Genomic DNA, 25,851 nt, shown 5'->3' with positions numbered 1-25,851 from the left:
GGCGGTGGAGGGCTCCCGCCGTACCCACTATTCGGTGCGGAGTGTGCTTCCGGTCGCGCGCGTGACCTGATCGATGGGAATGCCCAGGCTTGCCGTGCCACCGTATTGCGCCAGAGCGAGGTTGGCCTCGTTGCAATCGGGTGCGCCACCGCTGTTGGATCCGCTGGTGATTCCCAACGCGAGCGTTCCGGTCACGATGGCACCGCCACTGTCACCTGCGAGAGTGCATGCGGTGCTGGCGAATCCGCGAACGGTGCGGGACGTGCCGTCCTCCATGTAGAGCTGTGTCTCGACGCGATCGGCCGCAACCACTCCACAGGTGAACGACGACGACTGCCCGGACTTGCAGACCGGCGCTCCGATGACCGGCGATGCGGTTCCGGTGACGGTGACGGTGCTGCCGTTCGCTCCACGGACGGTGGGGCGGTCGAGTCCCGACGCGATGCCGGTGTCGTTCAGGGCGATGACCGACCAGTCGAGGCCGTCCTCTGCGCCCAGGCTGGACCGATCGAACGACCCGATCTGCGTGCTGCGCGAGATGTCGGCCGGATCGGGCAGGTAGACCGGCGCGCCGCCGGATCCGGTGGCCTTGGCCGGGTTGCAGTGGCCTGCACTGAGATTGACGGCCGAACCGGAGGAGTCGACGGCGTTGAAGCCGAACGAGCAGATGCTGATGTCGGTGGCCGGAGCGTCGGCGATGGGTCCCGAGGCGGTGACGTAGGTGTCCCCGCCCATCGGAGTCGGGTCGACCGGCTTGTTTCCGCCGGGGGAGAGGATGACCTTGATGTTCGCCAGCAGGGTGGGCAGATTCAGCGCGCTACCGATCGGGCTGTTCACCAGATCGATGACGATCTGGTTGTCGATGAAGTCGATGGCCGTTCCGTTGATCTGCTCGGAGATCTCGCGGGGAAGGCCGGCAATCCAACTGTTGAGGTCTGCCAGCGACTTCTCGAGTCCGTCTGCCGACACGGGCGACTGCGCGGTGGCGTATCCGTCCTTGGCGACGGCCTGTGCCGCAGCAGGTGAGGTGACGGCGACGACGGCATTGCCGTCGGGTCCGATCCAGGCACCGGCGAAATCTGCCGGACGGCTGGCTCGGAAGTCCGATGCGTATTCGGAGAGTTCCTGCGCGCGGGCGGCCCGATCGAGATACTCCTGCGGAGAGATCTTCAGATCTCGCTGCACGGCTTCGACGAGCTCGCGGGGAAGCTGATCGGCGGGTGACTGGACGACGGGTTCTGCTGCTGCCGTTCCGGAGAACGAAGCAAGAAGTACGAAAGCCGTCGAACACAGCACTGCAGCACGCAGCGCCCCGGTGTTACGCATGAAATCCCTTCATCGGGTGCTTGTCATCAGCGCCCCACCCTAGGGCATCGGGCTCGGAATCCGTGTTCGCGCAGCTCAGGGTTCTTCGAGCTCTTCGGATGGGGTGGTCACCGAAGCTGAGGTCGTGGTGGTCTCAGCCGGAGTCGTCGTCTCGACCGGGGTGGTCGTAACCGGAATCGTGGTGACCACGGGCGTCGTGGTGGGGACCACGGGCGCAGGGGCGGGCACCGGCGCGGGTGCCGGAGCAGGCAGGCGAGCAGGTTCGGGTGCCACGTACGGCTCGTCCGGCTGTTCGACGACCTCGGGTACGAAGACGGGCTCGACGGACGTGGCGGTGGTGGTCGAGGGTGCGCGCGTCGAGGTGACGATCGGCGAGCCGGCATCGGTGACGGTCGGGGGTGTCGCGGCGGGAGCGTCACCGAACACTCCGCTCAGTGCTGCGATCGCGAGAACGATGACCACGCCTGCTGCTGCACCGGCAACGATGGTGGCGATCGTCCGCGAACGCTCGCTGCGTTCCTTCTTCGACGCTACCGGCGCAGCGGCGACGGCCGGAGAGTGAGCGGTGGTCGAGGCGTTCTCGTCGACCGGAACGATCGGCTCGGATCGAAATTCCGAGGGAGCGAACACCGGAGCGACCGCAGGGATCGCCTCGGAGAACGCGAGGGACGGCGCGGGCGCGACGACCGGGATGGCGTCGGTGTCGAGGGACTCCGTGCCGTCGTTTCGGGTGACGATCGGCGCGGCACCGGTCACCATGGAGTTGCCGTCGACATCCTCGACCTCGGCCAGCAGCAGGGCACCGCGGGTGGCAGCGAGCGGCTCGACGAGCACCGGGCCCGACGAGCGTTCGGTGATGTCGGTTGCCACCGACGGAAGTGCGGCGCTGCCGCCGGCGAGGATCACAGTGCCCGTCCCCGGAACGTCGAGTCGGCGGAGCAACGGCGCGACGAGGTCTGCGAACTCGGCTCGGGTGACCGTCGCGGACTGCGAGACACCGGGGAGTTCGACCGAGATCGTGGCGACGTCGGCCGTGCTCAAGGTCTGCTTGGCGGCCTCGCACGAGGCGACGACGCCGGCAAGGGCTGCCAGGACGGCCGCGTCGGACAGGTCGATGTGCTCGCGATCGGTCACCACCTGATCGAAGAGGGCGTCGGTGAACGCGTCTCCGCCGACGGCGGTGGTGCGTACCGTCCCACCGCCGGGAAAGGTGGAGATATCGGTGCCGGTGGCCCCCATGTCGACCACGGTGACCGCTGCTCCCGGGCTCGGCTGCGCGAACGCGCTGGCGGCTTTCGCGTCGGGAACCAGGGCGACATCGGTGAGGCCGGTGTGATCGAGGGCGTCACGAAGCAGTGCGACGGCGGCGCGGGTCCACCGCGTCGGGTACGTCATGGTCGTGACGGGCATGTCGCTGGATACGCCGGCCTTCGTGGACACCATCGTGACGAGGCAGTTGGCGGCGTTGGCCATCAAGTCCTCGGCGCGGTAGGCGTCGGCGTCGGGCTCGAGATTTTCCTGCTGACCGACCAGATCGACGAACCGAGTGAACGGTGCCGACTCAGCAGGTTCACCGAGGTGGGCGCGGCCGTCCTCGTCGAATCTCAGAGTCGTCGGGAGGACGACGATCGTCGGTTCGTCCTCGGTCGATGCGCGATAGGCCGCGACGGACCTGGTGTTGCCCACGGTTATTCCGAGATGACCGGCATCGCTCATGGGGTCTCCGCCGATCGGTCGTTCGGTGCGATCTGTTCGGTTACGGACTGCCCGTCGTCCGGGTCGGTGTCGGGGGTGTCAGGGGTGTCGGGGGTTGTTTCGACCGGAAGTTCTGGTCCGACCGGATCGACCGGTTCGACGACGATGGGAGGCTTCTCGCGGTCGTCGTCCTCGGGTGCCTCGAACGCTGGGCGCGTCTCGATCTCGATCCCGGATTCGGTCTCGGTCGGTTCGCTCCGCGGGAGGTCGGAGGTTTCGGTGGGGGTCGTCTCTTCCGTGGTGGTGGTCGCCGTCGACGGAGCGACAGGAACGATCTCGGCGGCCGGTTCGGCGACGACGGTGGGGAAGTCGATCGGGCCACCCGACCCGGTGCCGGTCGACGACGTGCTCGGGACCAGCTGGGCGTTGTCGATGGTGGGGACGTCGGTGTCGGTGGGCGTACCGAGTTGCAGCGCGAAGAGCGTGGCACCGACGGTCAACGCGGCGGCGAACGCTGCCGCAGCGAACAGTGGTCGCCGGTCGGATCTCGCCGGGCTCACCACCGCGAACTGCTCGGTGACGGCGTCGACGGGGAACTGCGCTGCCAGAATCGCAGCACCGCGGGCCGCGGCGATTGCGGTGTCCTTCTTCTGCAGGGTCGGCAGGAGCGATGCGTTCCACGCGGCGAGCGCTTCTTCCTCGGCGACCAGCGCGACGTGTGCGAGCCCGTGCGCATTCATGGCCGAACGCAGCGCGAACACCTGCTCGGCAGTCCACCGGGCGGGATAGGTTGCCGCCGCGGCAAGATCACCCGGCCGCAGACCGATGGACGACGCCACCTCGGTGAGCAGGCACAACAGGGCCATCGACGTCAGTTGCTCGGCAGGAAAGACGGTTCCCTTGCTGCCGGTGACACCCACGCCGTCGGCGAGGGAGTCGAGAAAGTGTGTGTAGGCCTCGGAGTCGTCGTCGGTCGCATCTCCGAGCGAGACGGTGCCTTCGGGATGGGTGTTGAGCACGGTCGGGTGCAGTGACGCCAGGTGCAGCGACGGTCCGGGCGCGATCGGATGGGACACGGCGGCGACGGCGCGCTCGTCGTCCAGGTAGAGGCCGACGTCCGGTGTGCCGACACTCGCACTGCCGGGCTGCTCGGTCATGGGGCTGCTACCTGTTCTCGATCGGGGAGTGGTGCTCGGCCGTTATGTCGCTCCCGGTCCCCGCACAGTTACAGTGTCCACACTTGTGCTGGTCGAGGCCCCGTACCCCATGGCGCGCAGCATCGAGATCAGCTCCGACCGCGACTGCGCCCCGAGCCTGCGCCGAATGCGAGCCACATGGTGCTCGACGGTCTTCGGGGAGATGTAGAGCCGGCTGCCGACCTCGCGATACGTGACGCCGAGTACCAGCAGTTCGGCTACCTCGGCTTCGCGTTCGCTCAACGAGCCCGTCGGCTGCGGGGTCGATCTGGGGCTGTCGCGACCCGTCGAGCTGGGTTGGCGCAACGACCTGGCGATGTGCAGCAGCGAGGTTGCCGTCGCAGTATCGGTGACGGTCAGGGCGGCCTCGCTCGCCAGGCGGGCACCGTCCCACGGCAGTCCGAAGGCGGTGAGCGTGCGTGCTGAACTCTCCACCTCGGCCGCGTCGGGCCTGCCCTGCAACACGCCGAGCCACGCGCGACCGGCAGCGGCGAGTGCTGCGCTGTACGGATGGGTCGGAGCGGCGGCGGCCAGAGCCTTGGCGTGCGGGACCAACGCGTCGGGAGTCTGTGCCACGATGGCCGCCTGAACCTGATACCAATGCAGCGCCGACGCCCACACGGGTGGATCGCCGAGCGCTGCGAGCAGGTCGGTGGCCTGCGCCACCAGATGCTCGACGCGGTCCACCTGGCCGAGTCGAGTTGCGGCCAAGAGCAATTCGCCCAGGGGCAGCAGCGCGAACAGGTCGGTCGAGTATTCGGCGATCACGTTCTGGGCCTGGGTCCATGCCGTGATCAGTGACCCTGCGTCACCGGACCTGCGAGCCAGGCCCACCCGAATCGCGTGCAGGAACAATTGATTGCGCACGTGTGACACCGGAATCCGTAGTGCCTCGATCGCGATGCCTGCTTCGGCGGTATCCCCTCGCAGCATCGACGCCCAGGCCCCGACGAGGCTCAGTCTGGTGTGCGCCTCCGTTCCCGGACGGTGTTCGGGGAGTGCTCGCGCCACGATGGAATCGACACGGGGTAGGTCGCCGCAGTGCACCGCGTGCAGCGCCGAGACGGCAGCGGCAGTATCCGGGGTGCACGAACGATCGGAAGTAGTGCCCGTCAACGTCATTGCCCGCATCAGTGCGTTGGCAGCGGCACTCGACGCGGCTGCGCTCCGCGAATCGATCGACCCGATCACCCCGGTGACGAGCAGACTGCCCGACGCGATACTCGACGTCGGTGCGAGGGCAGTCACGGCAGCCATCGAACGGTCGGCGGCGCTGCGATCACCGGCCGCCGCGGCCGAGAGGGCAGCCCACACGGCGTCGGGTCCGAGCCGATCTTCGCCGAGCCACGCGAACAACTGCGCACTGCGCGAGGCCATTCCACGTTGCGCGGCAATCGACGCCGACACCCGCACCGCCGTCCGCAGATCCGTCGCATCGCACCCGACAGCGCCGTCGAGGACCACATCGGCGAATCTCGCCGCCTCGTCCGGATTCCCGGTGGCAGCCGCTACCTCGGACCGCCTCGCAGCCAACGCCGCCGAGTCGAATCCCGCGTCGACCGCCGCGTCGTACAGGGCACCTGCGACATCGACAGCAGCCGAATCCGCCTGCTGCGCAAGGAAATCTGCGAGACCCGGATGGACGACGCCTCGCTCTGCCAACGCACGTGCCGTGGTGGCGTCGAGCAGGCGGGATCGGGTGGCGATGTCGGTGACGGACGAGAGCAGGGCTCGGCAGCGCGCCTCTCCGATCATCTCGATCAGCGGGGCTTCCGCGGACGGAATCAACGTGCCCGTGGTGTCGAGCAGTCCGGAGCTGCAGGCCAGGTCGACGATCGACTCGACATCGGTCGCGCGTGCCACGATCTGCGCGGCCGACGCAGGATCGGGTGTGATGCCGAATCGGGCTGCGAGCAGCAGTGCCCGCGTGTCGTCGGTGGTCTCGATCAGCATCCGACGGTGTTGTTCGGCAACGGATTCGGCGACCGCGCGCAGTGGAGCCGGATCGGAACGGTCGCCGCCGAGTGCGCCGAGAGCCGCATCGACGGCGGCGAGAATTCCGCCGGTCGCCTTGGCGACGGCACCGGCGAGTGACGCCGAGATCGGTCGAACGGTCGCTGCTCGCGCCGCGATGGCCGCCTTGTCCAGCGGAACCAGAGTCAACCGGTTGGAACCGGCGGAGGCGACGAGCTTCTCGATGCGGGAATCGAAGCTCCGCGGCGCGGTGGCGACGATCAGGGTGATGTCCGATCGTGTTGCAGCCGCTGCGATCTCGTCGAGACGCTGCTCCGACAGCAGGTGCGCGTCGTCGACGAGAACCGTCGAGCCGGACGGTGCGTCGGCGATGGTGCCCGGGTACACGTCCACCGTCGACGCCACGGAATCGAGAACTGCGGATCGACCGGAGCCGTCGACCCCGACGACGACATGGAATCCGTTGGCGACGAGCGCATCACGGACGAAGCGATCGGCGCGCTCGATGCCGACGAGCGATGATCGAGTGCTGGTCACCGTCGACCTATCGGCCGGTCAAGCCGCCGAGGGCTCCGCCGAGTCCGTCACCCACGCCGCCGACGACACCGCCGAGCCCGTCACCGACGCCGCCGACCACTCCGCCGAGTCCGTCGCCGACACCCTGTCCGACATCGCCGAGGGTGGGACCCTGGTAGCTGGGAACCTGCACGCTCGGGGCCTGCGGAATCTGCACCGCCGGAGGCTGGTAGTTGGGAACGGTCGGAGCGGCGACCGACGGGATGGTCGGCACCGTGGCCGCGCCGTTGTCGGCCGGGGCAGGCGATCCCGCGACCGGAGCACCGGTGGCCGGATCGATCTGCGTCACCGTGCCGTCGGCGTTGACCACCGTGGTCGGCGCACCCTCGGAACCGGGTGCGGCAGCACCGTTCTCACCGGTGGCCGGCGTCGTCGTCGCGGCATCGGCCACCGCAGCGCTGGTTCCCGGTGTCTCGGTGCTCGAGATCGAGGTTTCCGCGTTCGATTCGGCCGGAGTGGTGTTGTCGGAAGTCAATGCCGTGCCCACCGACAGGCCTCCGCCGGCGAGAAGCGCGAGAACGAGGACGGATCCGGCCACGACACCGGCTTTCTTGCGACCGGACATTCCCGAGTCCGATTCGACGGCGGTGGGCGCCGGTGCGGGCCGGGGAGTGGGGCGAGGCATCGGCGCGGCTGCCGCAGCGGACGCGACGGCCGTGGTGGGCATCGCAGCCAAGGCTGCGGCGTTGTCGGAGGCGGTCGCGTCGGCGATGTCGCTGCCGAGTATCGCGGCACCGACTGCGACGGTCAGCTCGGGTCGCGGTCCGGCCACCACGGGTGCTCGCAGCTCGGACGACATGAGCTCGGCGACCAGTGGGATGGCCGAACTGCCACCGACGAGTACCACCTGGTCGATGTCGGAGACGTCGAGGCCCGCGGCCGTGACGGCGTCGCGTACCACCCCGATCGACCCCAGCAGTGATGCGCGCACCAGTTCTTCGACCTCGGAGCGCACCAGGCGGACCTCGGTGTGCAGGCCCGGGAGGTCGACCGTCAGTGACGTGGACGTGTCGTAGGACAGCTGTTCCTTCGCCTCGCCGCAGCGGGCCCGCAGTTCCACGAGTGCGCCGACGGTATCGGGGTCGAAGGGATCGAACTCGAAGGATTGGCTTCCCGAGACGGTGTCGAGGACGTACTGCATGATCGCGTGATCGAACTGCGCTCCGCCGAACTCCTCCGAATGCACCCCGGTTCCGACGGTGCCTGCCTCGGAGCCGGTGCGCATCAGCGTGACGTCGAGTGCAGTCGCGCCCAGGTCGTAGACCACGGCCAGGCCGTCGGCCTGTGGGCCGCGCGTCACTTCGAGCCACCGCATCGTGGCGACGGACTCCGGTACCAGCGTGACGTCGGCGAGTCCCGCGCGCTCCAGTGCTTCACCGAGAACCTCGGCGGTGTACGCCGTCCAGCGAGTGGGGTGGGTGACGACGACGGTAGGAGCGGCATCGGTCCCGGCGGAGACCTCGGCGACGAGTGCGCGAGCAGCGGTGGCGTACAGGTCCTCGGCGCGGTGACTGCGGCCGTCGTCGTCGATCAGTTCCACCGGATCGCCCACCCGGTCGGCGAATCCGCTGATCAGATTGCGCGTCGAACGGTCCCAGAGCTCTGCCAGACGCGGAGCCTCGCCCGGACGGAGGTCGAGTGCCGAACGCTTGACCACCGAGGTGACGGGTTCGGTGTCCAGAGCAGCCACAGCCGTCACCGAACCGATACGTATGCCGAGCCCTGCGTTCATCGTGGTGTCGCCGCCTTCGTCTCGCACTGCCGTCAGTACTACTGCCGTCACACGCACTGTCGGCAGTGATCGGTTATTCGTTACGTCTCACAGCAGGTTAGAGCGCACAACGAGTGAAATCCCCTAAAGCGCCGAGATCCCCTAACCGAAGTCCCCTGGCAACCCCCGGGGGAGTGGGGGGATCCGCCCCGTTGGGCTGGGGCTCTTCGGTGCCTAGCGTTGTGATCAACCACGAAGCACCACTCGTCAAGGAGACCCACGATGGCTACCAACGCCGTACTCGATTTCATTCTCGGCCTGCTGCGCGACGACCAGGCTGCAGCCGCCTACTGCGCCAACCCCGAGATGACGCTGGCCGCCGCAGGACTCGGCGACGTCACTCACGCCGACATCGTCGCCGTGGCACCTCTGGTCGCCGAGTCGGGACTGTTCGCCGGTGCAGGCAGCCAGCTCTCGGCGATCCTGGGCGCAGGCGGATCCGCAGGCCTCGACGGCGCACTCGCCGGAGGCGCGAGCCTCGGCGGCGGATTGTCGGCTGGGCTCGGACTCGCGGCAGGCGCAGTGGCAGGCGGCGGACTCGCAGCAGGCGGCAGCCTGACCGGCGGAATCGACGTCGCGGGTGAGATCGAGGCATCCCTGCAGGCAGCACTGGCCGCAGCATTGGCAGTCGGAGGCCAGATCGGTCTCGAGCTCGGCACTGCATTCGGCGGCGCATTCGACGCCCTGCTCGGCGCGGGTGCCGGGATCGGTGGCGGCCTCGGACTCGGTGGCGGCCTGGATCTGGACCTCGACGGTCTGCTCGGCGGAACCGTCGGGCTCGGCGCTGCACTCACCGGACTGATCGGAGCAGGCGCAGGCATCGGCGGCGAGATCAGTGGAGACATCGCCGCACAGCTGCAGGCAGCACTCGACGCCGCTATCGGCGCGACCGGTGCCGTCGACCTCGGCGCACTGGCCGACATCCAGGGCGGCCTGGCCGGCGCTCTCGGTGCGGCCTTCGGAGTCGGCGGAAGCGTCGGAGCCGATCTCGGTGCCGCTCTCGGCGGAGTCTTCGACGCGGTACTCGGTGCCGGAGCCGGACTGGACATCGCAGGTGACCTCGGTGCCGCTCTGACCGCGGGAATCGGCGGCGCACTCGGCGGACTCGGAACCATCGGAGCCGATCTGACCACCGACATCGGAGCTGCACTGGACGGCGCACTGGGAGCCGGTGGCTCGTTGGTCGGCGACATCGCCGGTGGTGTCGGCGCGAGCCTCGGCGGGCTCTTCGCGGCAGACGGTGCCATCGCAGGCTCGATCGGTAGCGCACTCGGAGCCGTTCTCGACGCAGGTGCACTCGCCGACCTCGACGTCGACGCCCTGCTTGCCGCAGGCGGCAGCGTCGGCGCAGTGGTCGGCGGCGCACTGGGAACCGCACTCGACCTCGACACCAGCGCAGTCGGCAGCCTCACCGCCGCTCTCGACGCAGCACTCGACGGCACCATCGGAGCAGCAGCAGGCATCGGCGGCGAACTGGCCGGCGGACTCGAAGGCGGAGTGGCAGGCGGACTCGAAGGCATCCTCGGTACGGCATTCGGCGTCGGCGGTGCAGCCGGGGCTCAGCTCGGAACCGCACTCGAATCGGTACTCGACACCAGCGCCGCACTCGACCTCGGAGCCGCACTCGGAGCTGGAGCAGATGTCAGCGCAGGCCTCGTCGGCGCGATCGACACGGCGGTCGCTGCCGGAGCAGACCTCTCGGGAACCGTCGAAGCAGCACTCGCCGGAGTCGGCGGAGTGGGCGCAGACCTGTCGGGCGGCCTGGCCGGACTCGGCGGAGTTGGCGCGGGCCTCACCGGAGGACTCGCAGGCCTCGGAAACGTCGGTGCTGATCTGACCGGTGGCCTTGCGGCCGTCGGAAACGCTGGTGCTGATCTGACCGGTGGCCTGGCGGCCGTCGGGAACGTGGGTGCAGATGTGGCCGGCGGACTCGCCGGTGTGGGTGAAGCCGGTGCAGGCCTGACCGGTGGTCTGGCCGGACTCGGCAGCCTCGGCGGCGGAATCGCAGGCGGAGTTGCGGGCGGCGTCGCCGGCGGCGTGGATGCTGCGGCTTCGGCCGGTGCAGGCCTCGAAGGAGCCGTCTCCGGTGGCATCAGCACCGGGCTCGACGCAGCAGCATCCGCAGGTGCGGGCCTCGAAGGTGCCGCGGGAGCTGCAGGCTCGGTTGCCGGTGGCCTCGAAGGTGCCGCGGGCGGAGTCGTCGACGCCGGCACCTCGGTGGGCGGCGAGATCGCATCGAACGTCGGAGCGGGACTCGACACCGGTGCCTCGATCGGAGGCGACTTCGCGTCCACTGTGGGTGCGGGTTTGGATGCTGGTGCGGACGCTGCGGCTTCCGCGGGCGGCGGGTTTGATTCCGCTGCCGACATCGGTGGCCAGGCCGCGGGCAGCCTCACCGGTGGCCTGCAGTCGGGTGTCGAGGGACTGGCAGACGCCGGCGGCAGCCTCTCCTCGGCGGCGTCGGGATCGTTCGATTCCTCCAGCTCGTTCGATTCCTCGGCTACCGCGACCGGTACCGGCTGGTCGAGCGTCGACTCGGACGTCTTCGGACAGGGTGAGACCGAGTCGAGCTTGTTCAGCGAGTCCGGCCTGCACGGTTCGGTGGATTCGGCAGCCGACTCTCTGGGACATGTGACCGTCGATCACGACATCGACCCGATGCAGCCCTGATCGTTCGCCTGCGGGTAGGCAACGACATGACTCGGCCCCGAGTGTTCGCCAGCACTCGGGGCCGAGTCGTCGCTAGAGTTCGTTCGGGGCGCGCAGGATTTTTTCGAGCCTGCGGCATGACCTGGTACTGCGGAAGTCGACGAGAACGGTTGTGAACACGAGCGTATGGACGGGCAATCTACGGAGCTGGCCGAGCTACTGAGCCGTACCGCGGCGGTGGCGACATCGGCGGGAAGATCCGACCTGGTGGATCGAGTCCAGGCGGCGCGCTCGAGAGTGTTGGATCCACGTCGACGCATCATCGTGGTCGGACCGCTCAAGCAGGGCAAGAGCCAGTTCGTGAACTCACTGCTCAACCTGACGGTGTGCTCGGTCGGAGACGACGAGACCACCGCCATCCCGACGGTGGTGTCCAACGCCGAGAGCCTTTCCGCGCAGCTCGTACTCGCCGATCCCGGCAACGAACCGATCCGAGTGGACGTTCCGCCCGAGGAGATCACGACGGTCACCCCGGCCAGTCCGCTGGCCCAGGGCCGGGAAGTGTTGCGTCTGGACATCGGGGTGGCGAGCCCGCTGCTCGCCGACGGTCTGGTGCTGGTCGACACCCCCGGAGTCGGTGGTCACGGAAATCCGCACGCTGCAGGAACATTGGGGCTCATTCCGTCGTCCGACGCGGTGCTCGTCGTGTCCGACGCCTCCCGCGAATTCACCGAGCCGGAACTGTCGTTTCTGCGTCAGGTACAGGGGCTGTGCCCGGCCGTGGCGGTGCTGATCACCAAGATCGATCTCTATCCGCACTGGCGGCAGATCGTCGAGGCCAATCGTGGGCACCTGGACCGCGCCGGCATCGACGTGCAGATGTTGCCGGTGTCGTCTCTGTTGCGTTCGCACGCACTGCGTTTGAACGACGAGGAGCTCAACGCCGAGTCCGGCTTTCAGCAGCTCTACGCGTTCCTGCGTGACGACGTGGTGGCCCGGGCGGATGTGCTGGCACGCTCGTCGGTCTCGCTCGACGTCCGTTCGGTCACCGAGCATCTGACGCTGTCGTTCGGCAGTGAGCTTGCGGCACTGAAGGATCCGGAGCGCGCTGCCGCGGCCGTCGCGGGGCTGCAGCGCGCCAAGGCCGCCGCCGAGGAGCTGCACAAGCGCTCGTCGCAGTGGCAGCAGACACTCGGGGACGGTATCGCCGATCTCGCCTCCGATATCGATCACGACCTGCGCGACCGGTTGCGACGCGTCACCAGGGAAGCCGAGGAAACCGTCGACGAGGGGGATCCGGGCAAGGACTGGCCGCAGCTCGGCGAGTGGCTCGAGGAACAGATCGCTGCGTCGGTGGGCGACAATTTCGTCTGGGCTCACGAACGGGCACTGTGGCTTTCGGAGCTGGTGGCCGAACACTTCGCGTCCTCCGGGGCGGCAGCACTACCCGATCTCGACGTCGGCGATCTGGACAACGTCCTCGATCCCGTCTCGTCGTTGGCCGATCTGGAATCCGGTCGTATCGGAATCACGCAGAAGGTGCTGGTGGGAATGCGCGGATCCTACGGTGGTGTGTTGATGTTCGGCCTGATCACCACGTTCGTCGGGTTGAGTCTGCTCAATCCGATCTCCATCGGCGCGGGTGTGCTGCTCGGCACAAAGGCGTACAAGGAGGACAAGGAGAACCGCGTCAAACAACGGCGTTCCGAGGCCAAGATCGCGATCCGACGTTTCACCGACGACGTCAGCTTCCAGGTGGGCAAGGAGTCCAAGGACCGGCTGCGGCAGATTCAGCGAGTGCTGCGTGATCACTTCACGTCCATCGCCGAGCAGACGCTGCGGTCGCTCAACGAGTCGCTGCGTTCGGCGCAGGAAGCCGCCGCCGCCGACAACACCGACCGCGCTGCTCGCATCGCTGCGCTGGAGAACGACATGCGCGTGGTGGCCGAACTGAATGCTCGGGCAGTGGGACTCGTCAAGGACGTCGCGGTATGAGCGTGGCGGCTCTGGCCAGGGCACGCGACCTCATCTCGGCGGCACGATCGACGTACTCCGGTGATGCCGAGGCATCCTGGATGCTCGACGAATGCCTGTACCGCTTGGACGAGCCGCTGCGGGTGGCACTCGCGGGATCGCTCAAGGCCGGTAAGTCCACACTGCTCAATTCTCTTGTCGGACAGGACATTGCTCCCACCGACGCAACGGAGTGCACGAAGGTCGTCACGTGGTACCGCAACGGCGTCGCTCCCGCCGTCACGGCCTGGTACGACGGTGACCGGGCTGCGAACGTGCCGGTGCAACGCCGGGACGGACGATTGACCTTCGATCTCGGGTCGTTGACCGCCGCTCAGGTCGACCGACTGGACGTCGAATGGCCTGCAAGTGCTCTGGCGCAGACGACGATCATCGACACCCCCGGTACCTCGTCGCTCTCGCGAGACGTGTCGGCGCGTACGTTGGCGATGCTCACGCCCGAGAACTCGTCCTCGGGTGCAGACGCCGTCGTCTATCTGCTGCGCACGCTCAATGCGACCGACGTGTCGTTTCTCGGGCAGATCGGTGCGCACGTGGGCGGTGATTCGGGACCGCTCGGTGTGATCGGTGTCGTCTCGCGCGCCGACGAGGTGGGGTCGGGGCGAATGGACGCGATGATGTCGGCCAAGGAAGTCGCTGCGCGATTCGCGTCCGAACTCGAGGCCACAGGCCTGTGCCAGGCGGTGGTTCCGGTCGCGGGTCTGCTGGCGCTCGGTGCGGAAACGTTGCGGCAGAACGAGTTCTCGGCATTCGAGATGTTGGCCACGGTGCCGACCGAGGATCTGCAGTTGGCGATGCTCTCGGCCGATCGATTCGTACGTGCAGAAAGCACGCTACCGGTCGACGCAGCGCTGCGAGCCAGCATCGTCGACCGTTTCGGGCTGTTCGGTATTCGGATGGCCGTGACGTTGATTCGACTCGGGGTACGCGATTCACCCACGCTCGCGGCCGATCTGGTCGAGCGCAGCGGGCTGACCGAACTTCGGTCGGTGATCGACGTGCAATTCGGTCAACGCGCCGACCAACTCAAGTTGCACTCGGCTCTGGTTGCCCTGCAACGAATTCTGGAGTTCCGTCCGGAATCGCATGCGCTGCGCACCGAAGCCGGACGAATGCTCGCCGATGTGCACGGCTTCGCCGAATTGCGTCTGCTCGGCCGATTGCGCTCCACCACACCGAAACTGCCCGACGGCGGACTGCTCGAGCTGCAGCGCATCATCGGCGGCTTCGGCATCGCCGCCACCGAGCGCCTCGACCTGCCTCCCGATGCCGGTCACGCCCAACAGCGAGACACCGCGCTGGCGGCGGTACACAAGTGGCGAGCACTGTCCTCGCATCCACTGTTGGACCGATTCACCTCGACCTCGTGTGCCACGGCGGCCCGCAGCGCCGAAGGGATACTCGCCTCACTGGCGTGAGGACCCTCGGGGCACGAGGGCCACGATCGTGGTGGCCGCAGCCGTGCCCGCCACGACGAACGGCCCCCACTGCAGAACGCCGCCGAGCAGCGCGGAGGCGTCGGACACGAAGGTCGAGAACGTGACTGCCGCTCCGATGGTCAGTATTCCGACCGCTCCCATCAGGACCTTCGACGACGTCGCCGCGTTGCGCAGCAGATTGAGTGCGACGAATCCCAGCAACACGAGCACCGCTGCTGCGGCACCGCTGGACAGCAGCGTGGCCGAGGCGGTGTTGCGGACGTCGGCGGCGCTTGCCGTCGAATCCTGCTGTGACACCGCAGATTCGACGCCGGAGAGCACGGACTCCCAATTCAGCGCGATGGCGGCGGCCAACGCGAGGATCAGTGCCGCTGTCAGAGTCCACAGCACGGTCGCGACCTTGGGTAGGACCGACCGAGATGGCTCCTGCCGCGGCCGCAGCGGTTCGACGGCAACATCGGGCCGCGGTGGTTGCGGACGGGGAGGCATGGGCCTCCGCGATGTCGGGTCGTTCTGTTCTTCGGCCACGGGCAGGAGTCTATCCGTCGGTGGGGGAGCCCTGCGGTCTCAGCGCAGCACCACCGGCACACCCTCGTACGGGCGCAGCGTCATCGGGAAACTGTTCAGTTCGTCCACCGTGGCGATCTCGTTGTCGTCCGATACGTCGACGGCCGTGGTGCCGGGCACCAGGTGCTTCGACTGGATGGTCGCGCTGATCTCCTCGGACGAGAAGTTGAGCACCGTCGCCTGGATGGTTCCCTGCCCGAGTTCGTGCACCATCACCAGTAGACCCTTGTGCGAGACGGTCGGGATGTCGATCTGCTGGGCGGTGGCGATACCGAACTTCTTGCGCAACTCGATGATTCGCGCCAACTGGCGGGCGAACGACTGTGGATCCGCCAGCTGCTCCGGGAGCGAACCGTACAGGCTGCGCCCGCGGGGGATGCCGGATTCGGAGCGCACGGCCTCGGGGAAGTACCCCATCAGATCGTGTGCGCCGCGGTTGATCCAGCGGGTGTCGCCTTCGCGGATGAGGTCGTCGACCTCCTCGGCATCGATCGGCAGGATGCCCAGAAGATCCCAGCCGGACAGTGCGAACACGCCCGGTTGCAACGCGTTGTACATCGCGAGCAGCAGATGGGCCCGCTTGACCGTCTCGATGTCTCGCTCGTCCATCCGGTCCAAATCGCGGATCCCGAGCGATGCGGTGATCACACTTGCTGTGGTGCAGGCGATTCCGTTGGTGGTGAACGTCCGGTTGTACGGTGCCCAGCGCCCGGTGAGTCGATCGGTCAGCTCACCGCGGATCCGGTCGCCCAGATCGCTGCCCTTGACCGCCTCGCCGCCGTAGGTGAACTCGTCCTCGGCGTGCAGGGTGGCGAAGTGGATGAGCTCGAACGTCATCTCGTCGTGGTTCTGCAACGCGTGCACCAGAGATGCCGTGTCGACGCCGTGATCGCGCGCCAGAGTCATGGTGAGCCTGAGAAACTCGGTGTTTCCCATGACGAGCGCGTGCTGATAGGCCGGGCGATTGATGAAGTCGTACGACAGGTCGGCACCGTTTTCACCCATGGCCTTGATGTCGTCGATCGTCAGGTTCAACTCCTGGAAGGTGAACCCGCCCATCTTGCGCACCACGCTGGCGATCAGGTGGTTCGCCGCCTCGGACAAGGGGTGGCCCTCGGACCAGCCCGGGCCTTCGGCTCGACGCTCGACACCGAGAAAACCGTTGGCGTCCAACCGCAATGCGCCTGCACCCAGATCGGCGATGGAGTGGCACGCGTCGCCGATCACCAGTCGCATTCCGGCGAAGGAGGGATCGAGCCAGTTGATCGACGGCTGACCGGCCTTGAAGTAGTGCAGGTACACCCAGCGACGCTCGACGCCGTCGATGCCGACGACGGGAGGTGTTGCGCTCCAGTTGGTTTCCTTCACACCGAGCTCGTAGAAGATCACGCGCTGCAGCTGGCCGATGATGTATCCGGCACGGGCGAGATTGGCCTCGGCCTCGGCGTCGATGTTCTGCGAATCGGCTCCGGCCCGCACTCGTGGCAACAGATGCCAGTCCTGCGGTTCGATCTCGACCATGTGGTAGATGCCGGGGTAGTCGGCCACGGCCATCTCGGCGAGCCGGAAGTCCGCACCTTTACCGGTGTGTCCGGGCACGATGTCGTCGATCACGATGCCGTCGTACGCCGACGCCACCACGCAGAGGCGTCGGAACTCCTCTTCCGATCCGAACGCGGGGTCGATCTGCATGCCGATGCGGTCGAAGTGGCCGTCGACCGAGGGAGTCGGACGCCAACCGTGGATGCCGCCGGCCACCTTCACCGGGCCGGTATGCACTGCGGTGACACCGATTTCGGAAAAGGCCTGCCACAGCTTCTCGTCACCGAGTGTGCTCAGGAAGCTCGTCTGCGGGGCGTTGATCACCGAGATGGGATACGCGGTGAACCACACCGGTGCGCGCTCGACGGCGGCGCGAGGATCGGGGTCGGCATACGGGTTCTGCCACATGCTGCCCTTGCCCGAGAGTTGCTCGGCAATGAGCTTGGCGTCGCGCAGCATCGACTGTTCGGTGAGCCAGTCCACGTACTCGGGATTCGAGGCCACCGGTTCGCTGTCGGGTGTGGGGCTGCTGCTCCTGTTGGCGCGTCGCACCGAAGGTCGAAGTGGTTTCGGCCGAGCCGGATAGAACTTCTCGTCGTAGGTGATCTCGCTCGGTTCGTGCTGCACTTCGGGATCCATGTGCCTCCGTAGCCTCGCTTTTCCTCAACCCTACGTAGGGCGCGGCCGATCCGCAGGGTTGTGGTTCCCCTGATCGGCAACCGGTGAAACCTGGCTCACCGACCGGTGAAACCTACTCCGAACTACATGGATGTGATTCGTCAGGGGCGTTTTCCTTCGATATGCGAACGTCATCGAATCGAGACCGCCTGGTGTGGAATGTCGGAATCCGATAGGACATAGTGAGTTGAGTACCAACTGACCCATCTGTCACATCAGACTCATGAGTCACATCCCCTTCAGCTACAGGAGTTGTTCATGCGACGTCTTGCCCGCACATCGATCCTGGCCTCGACGGCCGCTCTGGCCGCCGCCATCGGTGCGGTTGCCCTCGCACCGGCCGCATCGGCCGAACCTGCCCCCGAACCCGTCGGCCCGCTCGGCTCGGTGGTTCTCGAAAGCCCCGACCTGGTGGTGACCATGGCCGCCGTCTGCGACACCACGGTCAAGGACGCACCCGAGGGCGGCGTCGTCGCACTTCAGGTCAAGGTGGACAACGTCGGTGCGGACGACGCGTCGAACGTCAACGTCAACTACGGCGCACTGCCGGGCGTGCAGGGTCAGAACACCGAGACGACCATCGAGGCAGGCGAAGCCGCCACGTACACCGTGCCGTCGGTCGATCGTGAATGGATGGCCCGCCCCGCCGGTGCCGCGGCCTTCGCCAGTGCACTCGACGCGAACTTCCTCGACAACATCACCGGTGGGCTGCTCACTCACAGCTGCATCCCCGCCCCGGTCGAGGAGCCTGCCGAGTAATTCCCCCCGCAACACTTTCTCCCCGCTGCGCCGCGACGATCCTCGTGATCGTCGCGGCGTACTGCTGTGGAGGGGCTTCGCCCCACGTGCGCGAAACCTCGTAGCAGGGGTCGAGTTTTCGCTCACATGCGGCGCACCCGCTCCCACGGGAACAAAGTCGCCACACCCTCCGTTGTGCAGGTCAGCAGCCTTGAGTGGATGAGGCTCAAGTTGGAAGTTGACGCGACAAGACGCGTTGTGCAAACTTGAGCGGAGTTCGCTCACCCAGGGACTGAACCCCAGCACTAACAGGAGGAAACATTATGGCTCGTGCGGTCGGTATCGACCTCGGGACCACCAACTCGGTCGTGTCCGTCCTCGAGGGCGGCGAACCGGTTGTCGTCGCCAACTCCGAGGGATCACGCACCACCCCGTCGATCGTCGCTTTCGCCAAGAACGGTGAAGTGCTGGTCGGCCAGCCCGCGAAGAACCAGGCGGTCACCAACGTCGACCGCACGATTCGCTCCGTGAAGCGCCACGTCGGCACGGACTGGACCGTGGAGATCGACGGCAAGAAGTACACCCCGCAGGAGATCTCCGCGCGCACGCTGCAGAAGCTCAAGCGCGACGCCGAGGCCTACCTGGGCGAGGAAATCACCGACGCGGTCATCACCGTTCCCGCGTACTTCGAGGACGCACAGCGCCAGGCCACGAAGGAAGCCGGCCAGATCGCCGGCCTCAACGTCCTGCGCATCGTCAACGAGCCCACCGCGGCAGCTCTCGCATACGGCCTGGACAAGGGCGACAGCGAGCAGACCATTCTCGTGTTCGACCTCGGTGGCGGCACGTTCGACGTCTCGCTGCTGGAAATCGGCGACGGCGTCGTCGAGGTCCGCGCGACGTCCGGCGACAACCACCTCGGTGGCGACGACTGGGACGAGCGCATCGTGACCTGGCTCGTCGACAAGTTCAAGGCTCAGAACGGCATCGATCTGACCAAGGACAAGATGGCGCTGCAGCGTCTGCGTGAGGCTGCCGAGAAGGCGAAGATCGAACTGTCCTCCGGGCAGAGCACCTCGATCAACCTCCCGTACATCACGGTCGACGGCGACAAGAACCCGCTGTTCCTCGACGAGCAGCTCAGCCGCTCGGAGTTCCAGAAGATCACCTCCGACCTGCTCGACCGCACCCGTGCGCCGTTCCAGGCAGTGGTCAAGGACTCCGGCATCGCCGTCAAGGACATCGACCACGTCGTGCTCGTCGGTGGTTCGACGCGTATGCCCGCCGTCTCCGAGCTGGTCAAGGAACTCTCCGGTGGACGCGAGCCCAACAAGGGCGTCAACCCGGACGAGGTCGTGGCCGTCGGTGCTGCACTGCAGGCCGGTGTGCTCAAGGGTGAGGTCAAGGACGTTCTGCTCCTCGACGTCACGCCGCTGTCCCTCGGTATCGAGACCAAGGGTGGCGTGATGACCAAGCTCATCGAGCGCAACACCACCATCCCGACGAAGCGGTCCGAGACCTTCACCACCGCTGACGACAATCAGCCTTCGGTGCAGATCCAGGTCTTCCAGGGTGAGCGCGAGATCGCCTCGCACAACAAGCTTCTCGGCTCCTTCGAGCTGACCGAGCTGCCCCCGGCTCCTCGCGGCGTCCCGCAGATCGAGGTCACCTTCGACATCGACGCCAACGGCATCGTGCACGTCACGGCCAAGGACAAGGGCACCGGCAAGGAAAACACGATCAAGATCCAGGACGGCTCCGGTCTGTCCAAGGAAGAGATCGACCGCATGGTCGCCGACGCGGAAGCTCACGCAGACGAGGACAAGGCTCGTCGCGAAGAGGCCGAGGTCCGCAACCAGGCCGAGTCCCTCGTCCACCAGACGGAGAAGTTCGTCAAGGACAACGAGGACAAGGTCGACGCCGAGCTCAAGGGACGCGTCGAAACCGCCATCGCCGACGCCAAGTCGGCTCTCGCGGGCAGCGACATCTCGGCAGTCAAGACCGCCGTGGAGAAGCTCTCGACCGAGTCGCAGGCTCTCGGCACCGCCATCTACGAGGCTCAGGCCAAGGAGCAGGGCGGCGCAGAGGGTGGCGCGCAGGCCGCTGACGACGGTGTCGTCGACGCAGAGGTTGTCGACGAGCCCGCCGACGACACGGACAAGAAGTGACGTCGGACAACACCGAGCAGGAACCGGTCACTTTCGTGGACAAGCGAAAGATCGATCCCGAGACCGGTGAAGTACGGGAAGGTGACGCAGTTCCGGAGCCCCTGGTGGGCACCGGGGCTGCGCCCCAGCCCGACTCGGTGGACGAAGGGACCGTCGACGGCGACGTAGTGGAAGACCCGCGTGACACGCAGGTTGCAGAGCTCACCGCAGATCTGCAGCGCGTCTCGGCGGAGTACGCCAACTACCGGCGTCGCACCGATCGTGAGAAGCAGACCGGAGCGGAGAACGCGAAGGCGTCCGTCGTCTCGCAGCTTCTTCCGGTTCTGGACGACCTCGAGCGAGCCCGCCAGCACGGCGACCTCGAAACCGGACCGCTCAAGGCAGTGGCAGACAAGTTGGCAGGGGTGTTCTCGAACATCGGCCTGACCACTTTCGGAGCCGAGGGCGACGCCTTCGACCCGGCCATCCACGAGGCCGTCTCCCATGAGGGCGACGGCAGCAGTCCGGTCGTCGGAACGCTGATGCGTCCGGGCTACAAGCTCGGTGAGCGCGTCCTGCGGACCGCGATGGTCGGCGTCGTGGACAGTGCAACACAAGAATCGGATGCACCCGCGTCCGACGAGCAGTAGAGAAATAGCGCGAGAGGAGGAAACGCCCGGTGAGCCAGCGGGAGTGGATCGAGAAGGACTTCTACAAGGAGCTGGGCGTTTCCTCCAGCGCGACTGCAGAAGAGATCAAGAAGGCGTACCGAAAGTTGGCCCGGGACAACCATCCCGACGCCAACCCCGGTAACGCCTCGGCCGAGAACAAGTTCAAGGCGGTCAGTGAGGCGCACGCCGTCCTCGCCGACCCGGCCAAGCGCAAGGAATACGACGAAGCACGAAAGCTGTTCGCCTCCGGTGGTTTCGGTAACCGTGGCGGAGGTGGATTCTCGCCCGGCGCAGGCGGATTCGGCGGCGGTGGACAGACCTTCGACGTCGGCGACATCTTCGGCCAGGGCGGCGGCGACGGCGGAATCGGTGACCTGTTCGGTGGCCTGTTCAACCGCGGCGCGCAGCAGCGTCCGCAGAACAATCGACCCCGACGCGGTAGTGACGTCGAAACCGAGACCTCGCTGCAGTTCCGTGAAGCGGCACAGGGCGTTACGGTCCCCCTGCGATTGACCAGCCCGTCCTCGTGCACCACCTGCCACGGCAGCGGTGCGAAGCCCGGAACCAGCCCGCGGGTGTGCCCCAAATGCAACGGCCAGGGTGTCGTCAACAGAAACCAAGGCGCGTTCGGCTTCAGTGAGCCGTGCGACGACTGCCGCGGTACCGGATCCATCATCGACGACCCGTGCGTCGACTGCCGCGGCACCGGAGTGCAGAACCGCACCCGCACCATCACCGTGCGCGTCCCGGCCGGCATCAGCGACGGCCAGAAGGTCCGGCTCGCCGGTCAGGGCGAAGCCGGCTTGCGCGGAGCACCGTCCGGCGACCTGTTCGTCACCGTTCGGGTCAAGCCCGACAAGGTGTTCGGCCGAACAGGCGACGACCTGACGGTGACCGTTCCGGTGAGCTACGGAGAACTGGTGCTCGGCACCACGCTGTCGGTGCCCACCCTCGAAGGGCGAGTCGGAGTGAAGGTGCCACCGGGCACCGTCGACGGCCGAGTGCTACGTGTGCGTGGCCGCGGTATCCCGAAGAAGTCCGGCACCGGCGACCTGATGGTGACCGTCAAAGTTGCCGTCCCGCAGAAACTGGACGATGCTGCTACCGACGCTCTGAAGAACTATCTGGAAGCCGAGAAGGCCAGCGGATTCGACCCGCGGGCCGGGTGGGCAGGTGTGTGATGTCGGTCCCTCCCGAGGGCGGATCCGCGAAAGCCGGTGGCGGGCAAGCTGATCCCGATGCCCAGGTCTTCGTGATCTCCGTCGCGGCACAGTTGGCAGGTATGCACGCGCAGACGCTGCGTACCTACGACCGGCTCGGGCTCGTCACCCCGCATCGCACCACCGGCGGCGGTCGACGCTACTCACCTCGTGACGTCGCGCTGCTTCGTGAAGTGCAGCGACTCTCGCAGGACGAGGGCGTCAACCTCGCCGGCATCAAGCGCATCATCGAACTGACCAATCAGGTCGAGGCACTGCAGGCCCGGGTCTCCGAGCTGGCTCAGGATCTGGCCAACGTGCACGCCAGCTATCGCCGCGACCTGGTGCCGATTCAACGCAACGCCCTGGTGGTCTGGAAACCGCGCCACCAGCGCTGAATTCGAGGGTTCGCCCTTCACCGTTCACCCCCAACTGTTCGCAAAAGCGCGCGCGTTCGTCAGGTGCGCGCGGATTCGCCGGCGATCGGTCGCTATTTCGCGCGCGTTCGGCAAACGCGCGCGCTTTTGCGGCGTCGACCGGGGGCGCCCGGCGTCGACCGGCCTCCCACCGGCGTCGGCGGCGAACCTCCCGCACCTCGACCGGCCTCGACCGGGGCGACGGCATCGACCCCCGCGCGTGTGTGCGAGGTATTTCGCGTCGGCCCCTATCCTGGTTCACATGCAGGCGTGGAGTTCGACGGTTGTTCAGTATCATCGCCTTCGGAACGATCTTGCGGTGATCAGACTCGAAGGCGATGCTGTGCCGTTTCAGGCAGGCCAGTCGGTGTCGGTCACGGTTCCCCAGAACGCTGCTCTGACGCGGCGATACTCACCGGCGCTGCCGCCTTCGCGAGACGGGAAGCTGGAATTCCATGTTCGAGCCGTTCCGGCCGGTTGGGTGAGCGGTTCGATCGTCAACGAGACGCGGCCCGGTCATGTGTGGCAGATCAGCGATCCGCGGGGCAGTCTGCATGTCGACGATTCGGGGCGCGACGTCGTGATGATCGCGGGCGGCACCGGCCTCGCTCCGTTGCGCGCGATTCTGCTCGACCTCACTCGCCGCCCACAGCCGCCGAACGTGACGCTGTTCGTGGGCGGCAAGTCGCCACGTGATCTGTATGCCGGTGACATGCTGTGGTTGATGGCGGCGGAGTTGCGGTGGTTGACGGTGGTACCTGTCGTCGACCAACTGCACGAGCCGTGGGCGTCGGATCGATGGAACGACCGCATCCATGCCGAGATCGGTTCCAGCGCAAAGTTTTTCGAGCCCGAGCATTGTTGGGAGGGCAGTGTGGCCGACGTCGTCGCCACGCAGGGGCCGTTCCCGGATCGCCAGATTCTGGTCTGTGGCTCGCCGGGAATGGAAGCGGCGACCGTGCGCGCGCTCGTCGAGATCGGCACACCACTCGACGCCATCCGCCGCTGAAGCGGGAAGCCCAGCAATCAGGGCAGCTGCAGAATCCGTCGTAGATGCGCCAGGTCTTCGGCGGATACCGTCGTGAATTCCGGCGGCGGGGCGTCGGCGATCGCTCGGGCCTTCGCGGCGAGCCGGCGTCCGGCATCGGTGAGTCCGATGATGCGGCGTCGGCGATCGTCGGGATCCTCGGTGCGCATCACCAAGTCGCGTTTCTCCAGCTCGCGAACGTTGAGGGATATGTACGGCGCATCGGACGCAAGAATCTCGGCCAACTCGGTCACCGTCCGATCGCCCGTGAGCAACTTGGTGAGCAGCTTGGCTCGCAGGAAGCTCATCCCGGTGGCGTCGGCGACGGCTCGGCGGGTGTCGTGCTTCTCGAGCATCAGCGCGCGCATCTCGCGCCAGACGAGGGCTGCCTCCGAGTCGGTCATACGAGCACCGGTTGGTCGATTCGATCGGCGGTCGAGCGGGCCCACCTGCCGGTGGTGACCACGGCGAGCACGGTGACGACCACGCCCGCACCCGCGATGACGAACCACGCCGGAACTGCTGCGGCGGTGAAGCCGTCGGAGATCTCGCCGACGATGCTCGCCGTGACGATGGATCCGACGACGGCCACGCCGAGTGATTGACCCACCTGCCTGCTCGTCGACGCGATGGCGGATGCCACTCCGGCCTGACTGCGCGGCATTCCGGACACCGCGGTGTTGGTGATCGGGGCGTTGACCATGCCGAAGGATATTCCGAAAATCACGTACGCCACCGCAAGCCACGCGAACGACGTCGTCGGAGTCAGTCGGGTGAGCATCAGCGCCGAGGCCACGAAGCCGATTCCGGCGATGAGCAGCGGGATACGCGCTCCGAGGGTGCCGACGATGCGACCGGAGATCGGCGCGAAGATCAGCGTCATCAACGCCATCGGCAGCGTGTACAGACCGGCGTGCAGTGGTGAGTACCCGCGCACGTCCTGCAGGTAGAGGGTGTTGAGGAACAGGAATCCGCCGAGAGAAGCGAACGCGCACACCGCGATCACCGTCGCTCCGCTGAACGGCGCGCTCCGGAAGAACTTCAGTTGGATGAGCGGTTCCTCGATTCGCGACTCGACCACCAGCAGCCCGACGAGAGAGCCGACGGCGACGGCACCGGTGAACACGATCAGCGGCGATCCCCACCCCTTCGCGGGACCTTCGATGATGGTGAACACCAGGGACACGAGGAACGCGAAGATGAGGAATTGGCCGGCCGGATCGAACTTGCGTGAGTGCTCGGCCTTCGATTCCGGGACGAATTTCAGTGTCATCGCCAGAGCGAAGATCCCGACGGGGACGTTGATCCAGAAGATGGACTGCCAGCCGGCACCGGTGACGAGGATGCCGCCCAGCGCCGGGCCCGCCGACATCGAGATTCCGACGACGGCACCCCACATTCCGATGGCTCCGGCACGTTCTTTCGGATCGGTGAAGGTGTTGGTGATGATCGACATCGCGACAGGATTCATCATCGAGCCGCCGACGGCCTGCAGCATGCGGAAGGCGATGAGCCAACCGAGCGACGGTGCGACGCTGCACAGCAGGGAGCCGAGGACGAACGTTCCGGTGCCGATCAGAAAGAAGCGCTTGCGGCCGTACTTGTCGGCCATCGAGCCGCCGAGCATCAGCAGTGATGCCACGACCAGCGTGTATGCGTCGATGATCCACTGCAGACCCGATACCGATGCATTCAGATCTGCGCGCATCGACGGCAGCGCGACGTTGACGATCGTGTTGTCGGTGCTGACGAGAAACAGACTCAAGCAGCAGATGCCGAGCACGAGATACCGGTGTCGTCGAGTCAACTCGGCCACGTTCACCTCCGCGATAATGCTTGTATTTCTATAACTATTACATGAGTACTCCTAAATTGTTCGACGAGCAAGTGAGATGCGGGCAGGGCGCGCCCGATAGGGTGTGTGTCACAGACTTGCTCGACTCCGAATTGCTTGCTCGGTGAATGGAGAACAACAGTGGCTTCCGAGATCGCACCAGGCGACCTGGTTCAGGCGTCCGGGCATGCAGGCCCGTGGAAGGTGCTCGAGATCCGTCAGGGTCTGGCGTTGCTCGAGCATCACGACGGTCATCGGTTGTCGGTACGTACCACCACGGTCGAGGTGGTGCGGAAGGCGTCGAACGGTGAGAGTTCGGCCCGGCAGGCCGAGGCAGAGGCCGACAGTCCCTCACTGTTCGACGAGAGCTGA

Annotated in this window: 19 protein-coding genes; 10 read left to right on the top strand and 9 right to left on the bottom strand. The window is 66.7% G+C overall.

What is annotated here, in order from left to right:
- Positions 1-27: 27 nt before the first annotated feature.
- The 5 genes from R3P93_RS18870 to R3P93_RS18850 all read right to left on the bottom strand — a co-directional run bounded on the left by R3P93_RS18870 (position 28) and on the right by R3P93_RS18850 (position 8,550).
- On the bottom strand, positions 28-1,326 hold the full coding sequence (locus tag R3P93_RS18870; protein ID WP_317533765.1) for a S1 family peptidase: 1,299 nt from the start codon (positions 1,324-1,326) through the stop codon (positions 28-30).
- A 75-nt stretch (positions 1,327-1,401) separates the two neighbouring features.
- A complete protein-coding gene (locus R3P93_RS18865; RefSeq protein WP_317533764.1) occupies positions 1,402-3,042 on the bottom strand; it encodes an Hsp70 family protein in 1,641 nt (546 codons plus the stop codon).
- Positions 3,039-4,178 carry a hypothetical protein gene (locus R3P93_RS18860; protein WP_317533763.1) on the bottom strand — a complete coding sequence of 380 codons (1,140 nt, stop codon included), beginning with the start codon at positions 4,176-4,178 and terminating at the stop codon, positions 3,039-3,041. The genes R3P93_RS18865 and R3P93_RS18860 overlap by 4 nt, the downstream gene beginning before the upstream one ends.
- A gap of 42 nt (positions 4,179-4,220) precedes the next feature.
- A complete protein-coding gene (locus R3P93_RS18855) occupies positions 4,221-6,728 on the bottom strand; it encodes a helix-turn-helix transcriptional regulator (protein WP_317533762.1) in 2,508 nt (835 codons plus the stop codon).
- A gap of 7 nt (positions 6,729-6,735) precedes the next feature.
- Positions 6,736-8,550: an Hsp70 family protein gene (locus R3P93_RS18850; RefSeq protein WP_317533761.1), complete on the bottom strand. Its 1,815-nt coding sequence runs from the start codon at positions 8,548-8,550 to the stop codon at positions 6,736-6,738.
- A gap of 210 nt (positions 8,551-8,760) precedes the next feature.
- Here R3P93_RS18850 and R3P93_RS18845 point away from each other — a divergent pair, with 210 nt between their 5' ends.
- The 3 genes from R3P93_RS18845 to R3P93_RS18835 all read left to right on the top strand — a co-directional run bounded on the left by R3P93_RS18845 (position 8,761) and on the right by R3P93_RS18835 (position 14,639).
- Positions 8,761-11,208: an IniB N-terminal domain-containing protein gene (locus R3P93_RS18845; RefSeq protein WP_317533760.1), complete on the top strand. Its 2,448-nt coding sequence runs from the start codon at positions 8,761-8,763 to the stop codon at positions 11,206-11,208.
- 165 nt (positions 11,209-11,373) lie between these two features.
- Positions 11,374-13,182 carry a dynamin family protein gene (locus R3P93_RS18840; protein ID WP_094640824.1) on the top strand — a complete coding sequence of 603 codons (1,809 nt, stop codon included), beginning with the start codon at positions 11,374-11,376 and terminating at the stop codon, positions 13,180-13,182.
- A complete protein-coding gene (locus R3P93_RS18835) occupies positions 13,179-14,639 on the top strand; it encodes a dynamin family protein (protein WP_094669503.1) in 1,461 nt (486 codons plus the stop codon). Before R3P93_RS18840 ends, R3P93_RS18835 begins: the two co-directional genes overlap by 4 nt.
- Here R3P93_RS18835 and R3P93_RS18830 read toward each other — a convergent pair.
- Together R3P93_RS18830 and treS are read right to left on the bottom strand one after the other, a co-directional pair.
- Positions 14,628-15,188 carry a hypothetical protein gene (locus R3P93_RS18830; protein WP_317533759.1) on the bottom strand — a complete coding sequence of 187 codons (561 nt, stop codon included), beginning with the start codon at positions 15,186-15,188 and terminating at the stop codon, positions 14,628-14,630. The two genes, R3P93_RS18835 and R3P93_RS18830, sit on opposite strands and share 12 nt — an antisense overlap.
- A 39-nt stretch (positions 15,189-15,227) precedes the next feature.
- The gene (gene treS / locus R3P93_RS18825) at positions 15,228-17,408 is read right to left on the bottom strand and encodes a maltose alpha-D-glucosyltransferase (protein WP_283347411.1); all 2,181 of its coding nucleotides are present in this window, start codon (positions 17,406-17,408) and stop codon (positions 15,228-15,230) included.
- 297 nt (positions 17,409-17,705) lie between these two features.
- On the opposite strand from treS, the gene R3P93_RS18820 reads away from it, so the two are divergent.
- The 6 genes from R3P93_RS18820 (at position 17,706) to R3P93_RS18795 (ending at position 23,627) form a co-directional block, all read left to right on the top strand.
- Complete coding sequence (locus tag R3P93_RS18820; protein WP_283347410.1) at positions 17,706-18,206, top strand: Pro-kumamolisin, activation domain family protein; 501 nt, start codon at positions 17,706-17,708, stop codon at positions 18,204-18,206.
- Between the two features lie 302 nt (positions 18,207-18,508).
- Positions 18,509-20,353, top strand: coding sequence for a molecular chaperone DnaK (gene dnaK, locus R3P93_RS18815; protein WP_269594981.1), 1,845 nt, complete (start codon positions 18,509-18,511; stop codon positions 20,351-20,353).
- Positions 20,350-20,982, top strand: a complete 633-nt coding sequence (grpE, locus tag R3P93_RS18810) for a nucleotide exchange factor GrpE (RefSeq protein ID WP_283347409.1) — start codon at positions 20,350-20,352, stop codon at positions 20,980-20,982. The genes dnaK and grpE overlap by 4 nt, the downstream gene beginning before the upstream one ends.
- A gap of 29 nt (positions 20,983-21,011) precedes the next feature.
- A complete protein-coding gene (gene dnaJ / locus R3P93_RS18805; RefSeq protein ID WP_068055903.1) occupies positions 21,012-22,184 on the top strand; it encodes a molecular chaperone DnaJ in 1,173 nt (390 codons plus the stop codon).
- The gene (locus R3P93_RS18800; RefSeq protein WP_045196872.1) at positions 22,184-22,600 is read left to right on the top strand and encodes a heat shock protein transcriptional repressor HspR; all 417 of its coding nucleotides are present in this window, start codon (positions 22,184-22,186) and stop codon (positions 22,598-22,600) included. Before dnaJ ends, R3P93_RS18800 begins: the two co-directional genes overlap by 1 nt.
- A gap of 280 nt (positions 22,601-22,880) precedes the next feature.
- Positions 22,881-23,627, top strand: a complete 747-nt coding sequence (locus tag R3P93_RS18795; RefSeq protein ID WP_149407354.1) for an FAD-binding oxidoreductase — start codon at positions 22,881-22,883, stop codon at positions 23,625-23,627.
- A gap of 17 nt (positions 23,628-23,644) precedes the next feature.
- On the opposite strand, the gene R3P93_RS18790 is transcribed toward R3P93_RS18795, so the two are convergent.
- Together R3P93_RS18790 and R3P93_RS18785 are read right to left on the bottom strand one after the other, a co-directional pair.
- On the bottom strand, positions 23,645-24,049 hold the full coding sequence (locus R3P93_RS18790) for a MarR family winged helix-turn-helix transcriptional regulator (protein ID WP_068055912.1): 405 nt from the start codon (positions 24,047-24,049) through the stop codon (positions 23,645-23,647).
- Positions 24,046-25,461: an MFS transporter gene (locus tag R3P93_RS18785; protein WP_269596699.1), complete on the bottom strand. Its 1,416-nt coding sequence runs from the start codon at positions 25,459-25,461 to the stop codon at positions 24,046-24,048. Before R3P93_RS18785 ends, R3P93_RS18790 begins: the two co-directional genes overlap by 4 nt.
- A 159-nt stretch (positions 25,462-25,620) precedes the next feature.
- On the opposite strand from R3P93_RS18785, the gene R3P93_RS18780 reads away from it, so the two are divergent.
- Positions 25,621-25,851 carry a hypothetical protein gene (locus R3P93_RS18780; RefSeq protein ID WP_317533758.1) on the top strand — a complete coding sequence of 77 codons (231 nt, stop codon included), beginning with the start codon at positions 25,621-25,623 and terminating at the stop codon, positions 25,849-25,851.

It is taken from the genome of Rhodococcus cerastii (assembly GCF_033042195.1).
GTDB lineage: Bacteria > Actinomycetota > Actinomycetes > Mycobacteriales > Mycobacteriaceae > Rhodococcoides.
Note: the sequence above shows the minus strand (reverse complement) of the source record. Positions and strands in the feature narration are given on the sequence as shown.

Excerpts from the sequence above, each read along its gene's own strand:
- R3P93_RS18870 (WP_317533765.1), bottom strand. The coding sequence starts at position 1,326 with ATGCGTAACACCGGGGCGCTGCGTGCTGCAGTGCTGTGTTCGACGGCT.
- R3P93_RS18865 (WP_317533764.1), bottom strand. The coding sequence starts at position 3,042 with ATGAGCGATGCCGGTCATCTCGGAATAACCGTGGGCAACACCAGGTCC.
- R3P93_RS18860 (WP_317533763.1), bottom strand. The coding sequence starts at position 4,178 with ATGACCGAGCAGCCCGGCAGTGCGAGTGTCGGCACACCGGACGTCGGC.
- R3P93_RS18845 (WP_317533760.1), top strand. The coding sequence starts at position 8,761 with ATGGCTACCAACGCCGTACTCGATTTCATTCTCGGCCTGCTGCGCGAC.
- R3P93_RS18840 (WP_094640824.1), top strand. The coding sequence starts at position 11,374 with ATGGACGGGCAATCTACGGAGCTGGCCGAGCTACTGAGCCGTACCGCG.
- R3P93_RS18835 (WP_094669503.1), top strand. The coding sequence starts at position 13,179 with ATGAGCGTGGCGGCTCTGGCCAGGGCACGCGACCTCATCTCGGCGGCA.
- treS (WP_283347411.1), bottom strand. The coding sequence starts at position 17,408 with ATGGATCCCGAAGTGCAGCACGAACCGAGCGAGATCACCTACGACGAG.
- R3P93_RS18820 (WP_283347410.1), top strand. The coding sequence starts at position 17,706 with ATGCGACGTCTTGCCCGCACATCGATCCTGGCCTCGACGGCCGCTCTG.
- dnaK (WP_269594981.1), top strand. The coding sequence starts at position 18,509 with ATGGCTCGTGCGGTCGGTATCGACCTCGGGACCACCAACTCGGTCGTG.
- R3P93_RS18800 (WP_045196872.1), top strand. The coding sequence starts at position 22,184 with ATGTCGGTCCCTCCCGAGGGCGGATCCGCGAAAGCCGGTGGCGGGCAA.
- R3P93_RS18795 (WP_149407354.1), top strand. The coding sequence starts at position 22,881 with ATGCAGGCGTGGAGTTCGACGGTTGTTCAGTATCATCGCCTTCGGAAC.
- R3P93_RS18790 (WP_068055912.1), bottom strand. The coding sequence starts at position 24,049 with ATGACCGACTCGGAGGCAGCCCTCGTCTGGCGCGAGATGCGCGCGCTG.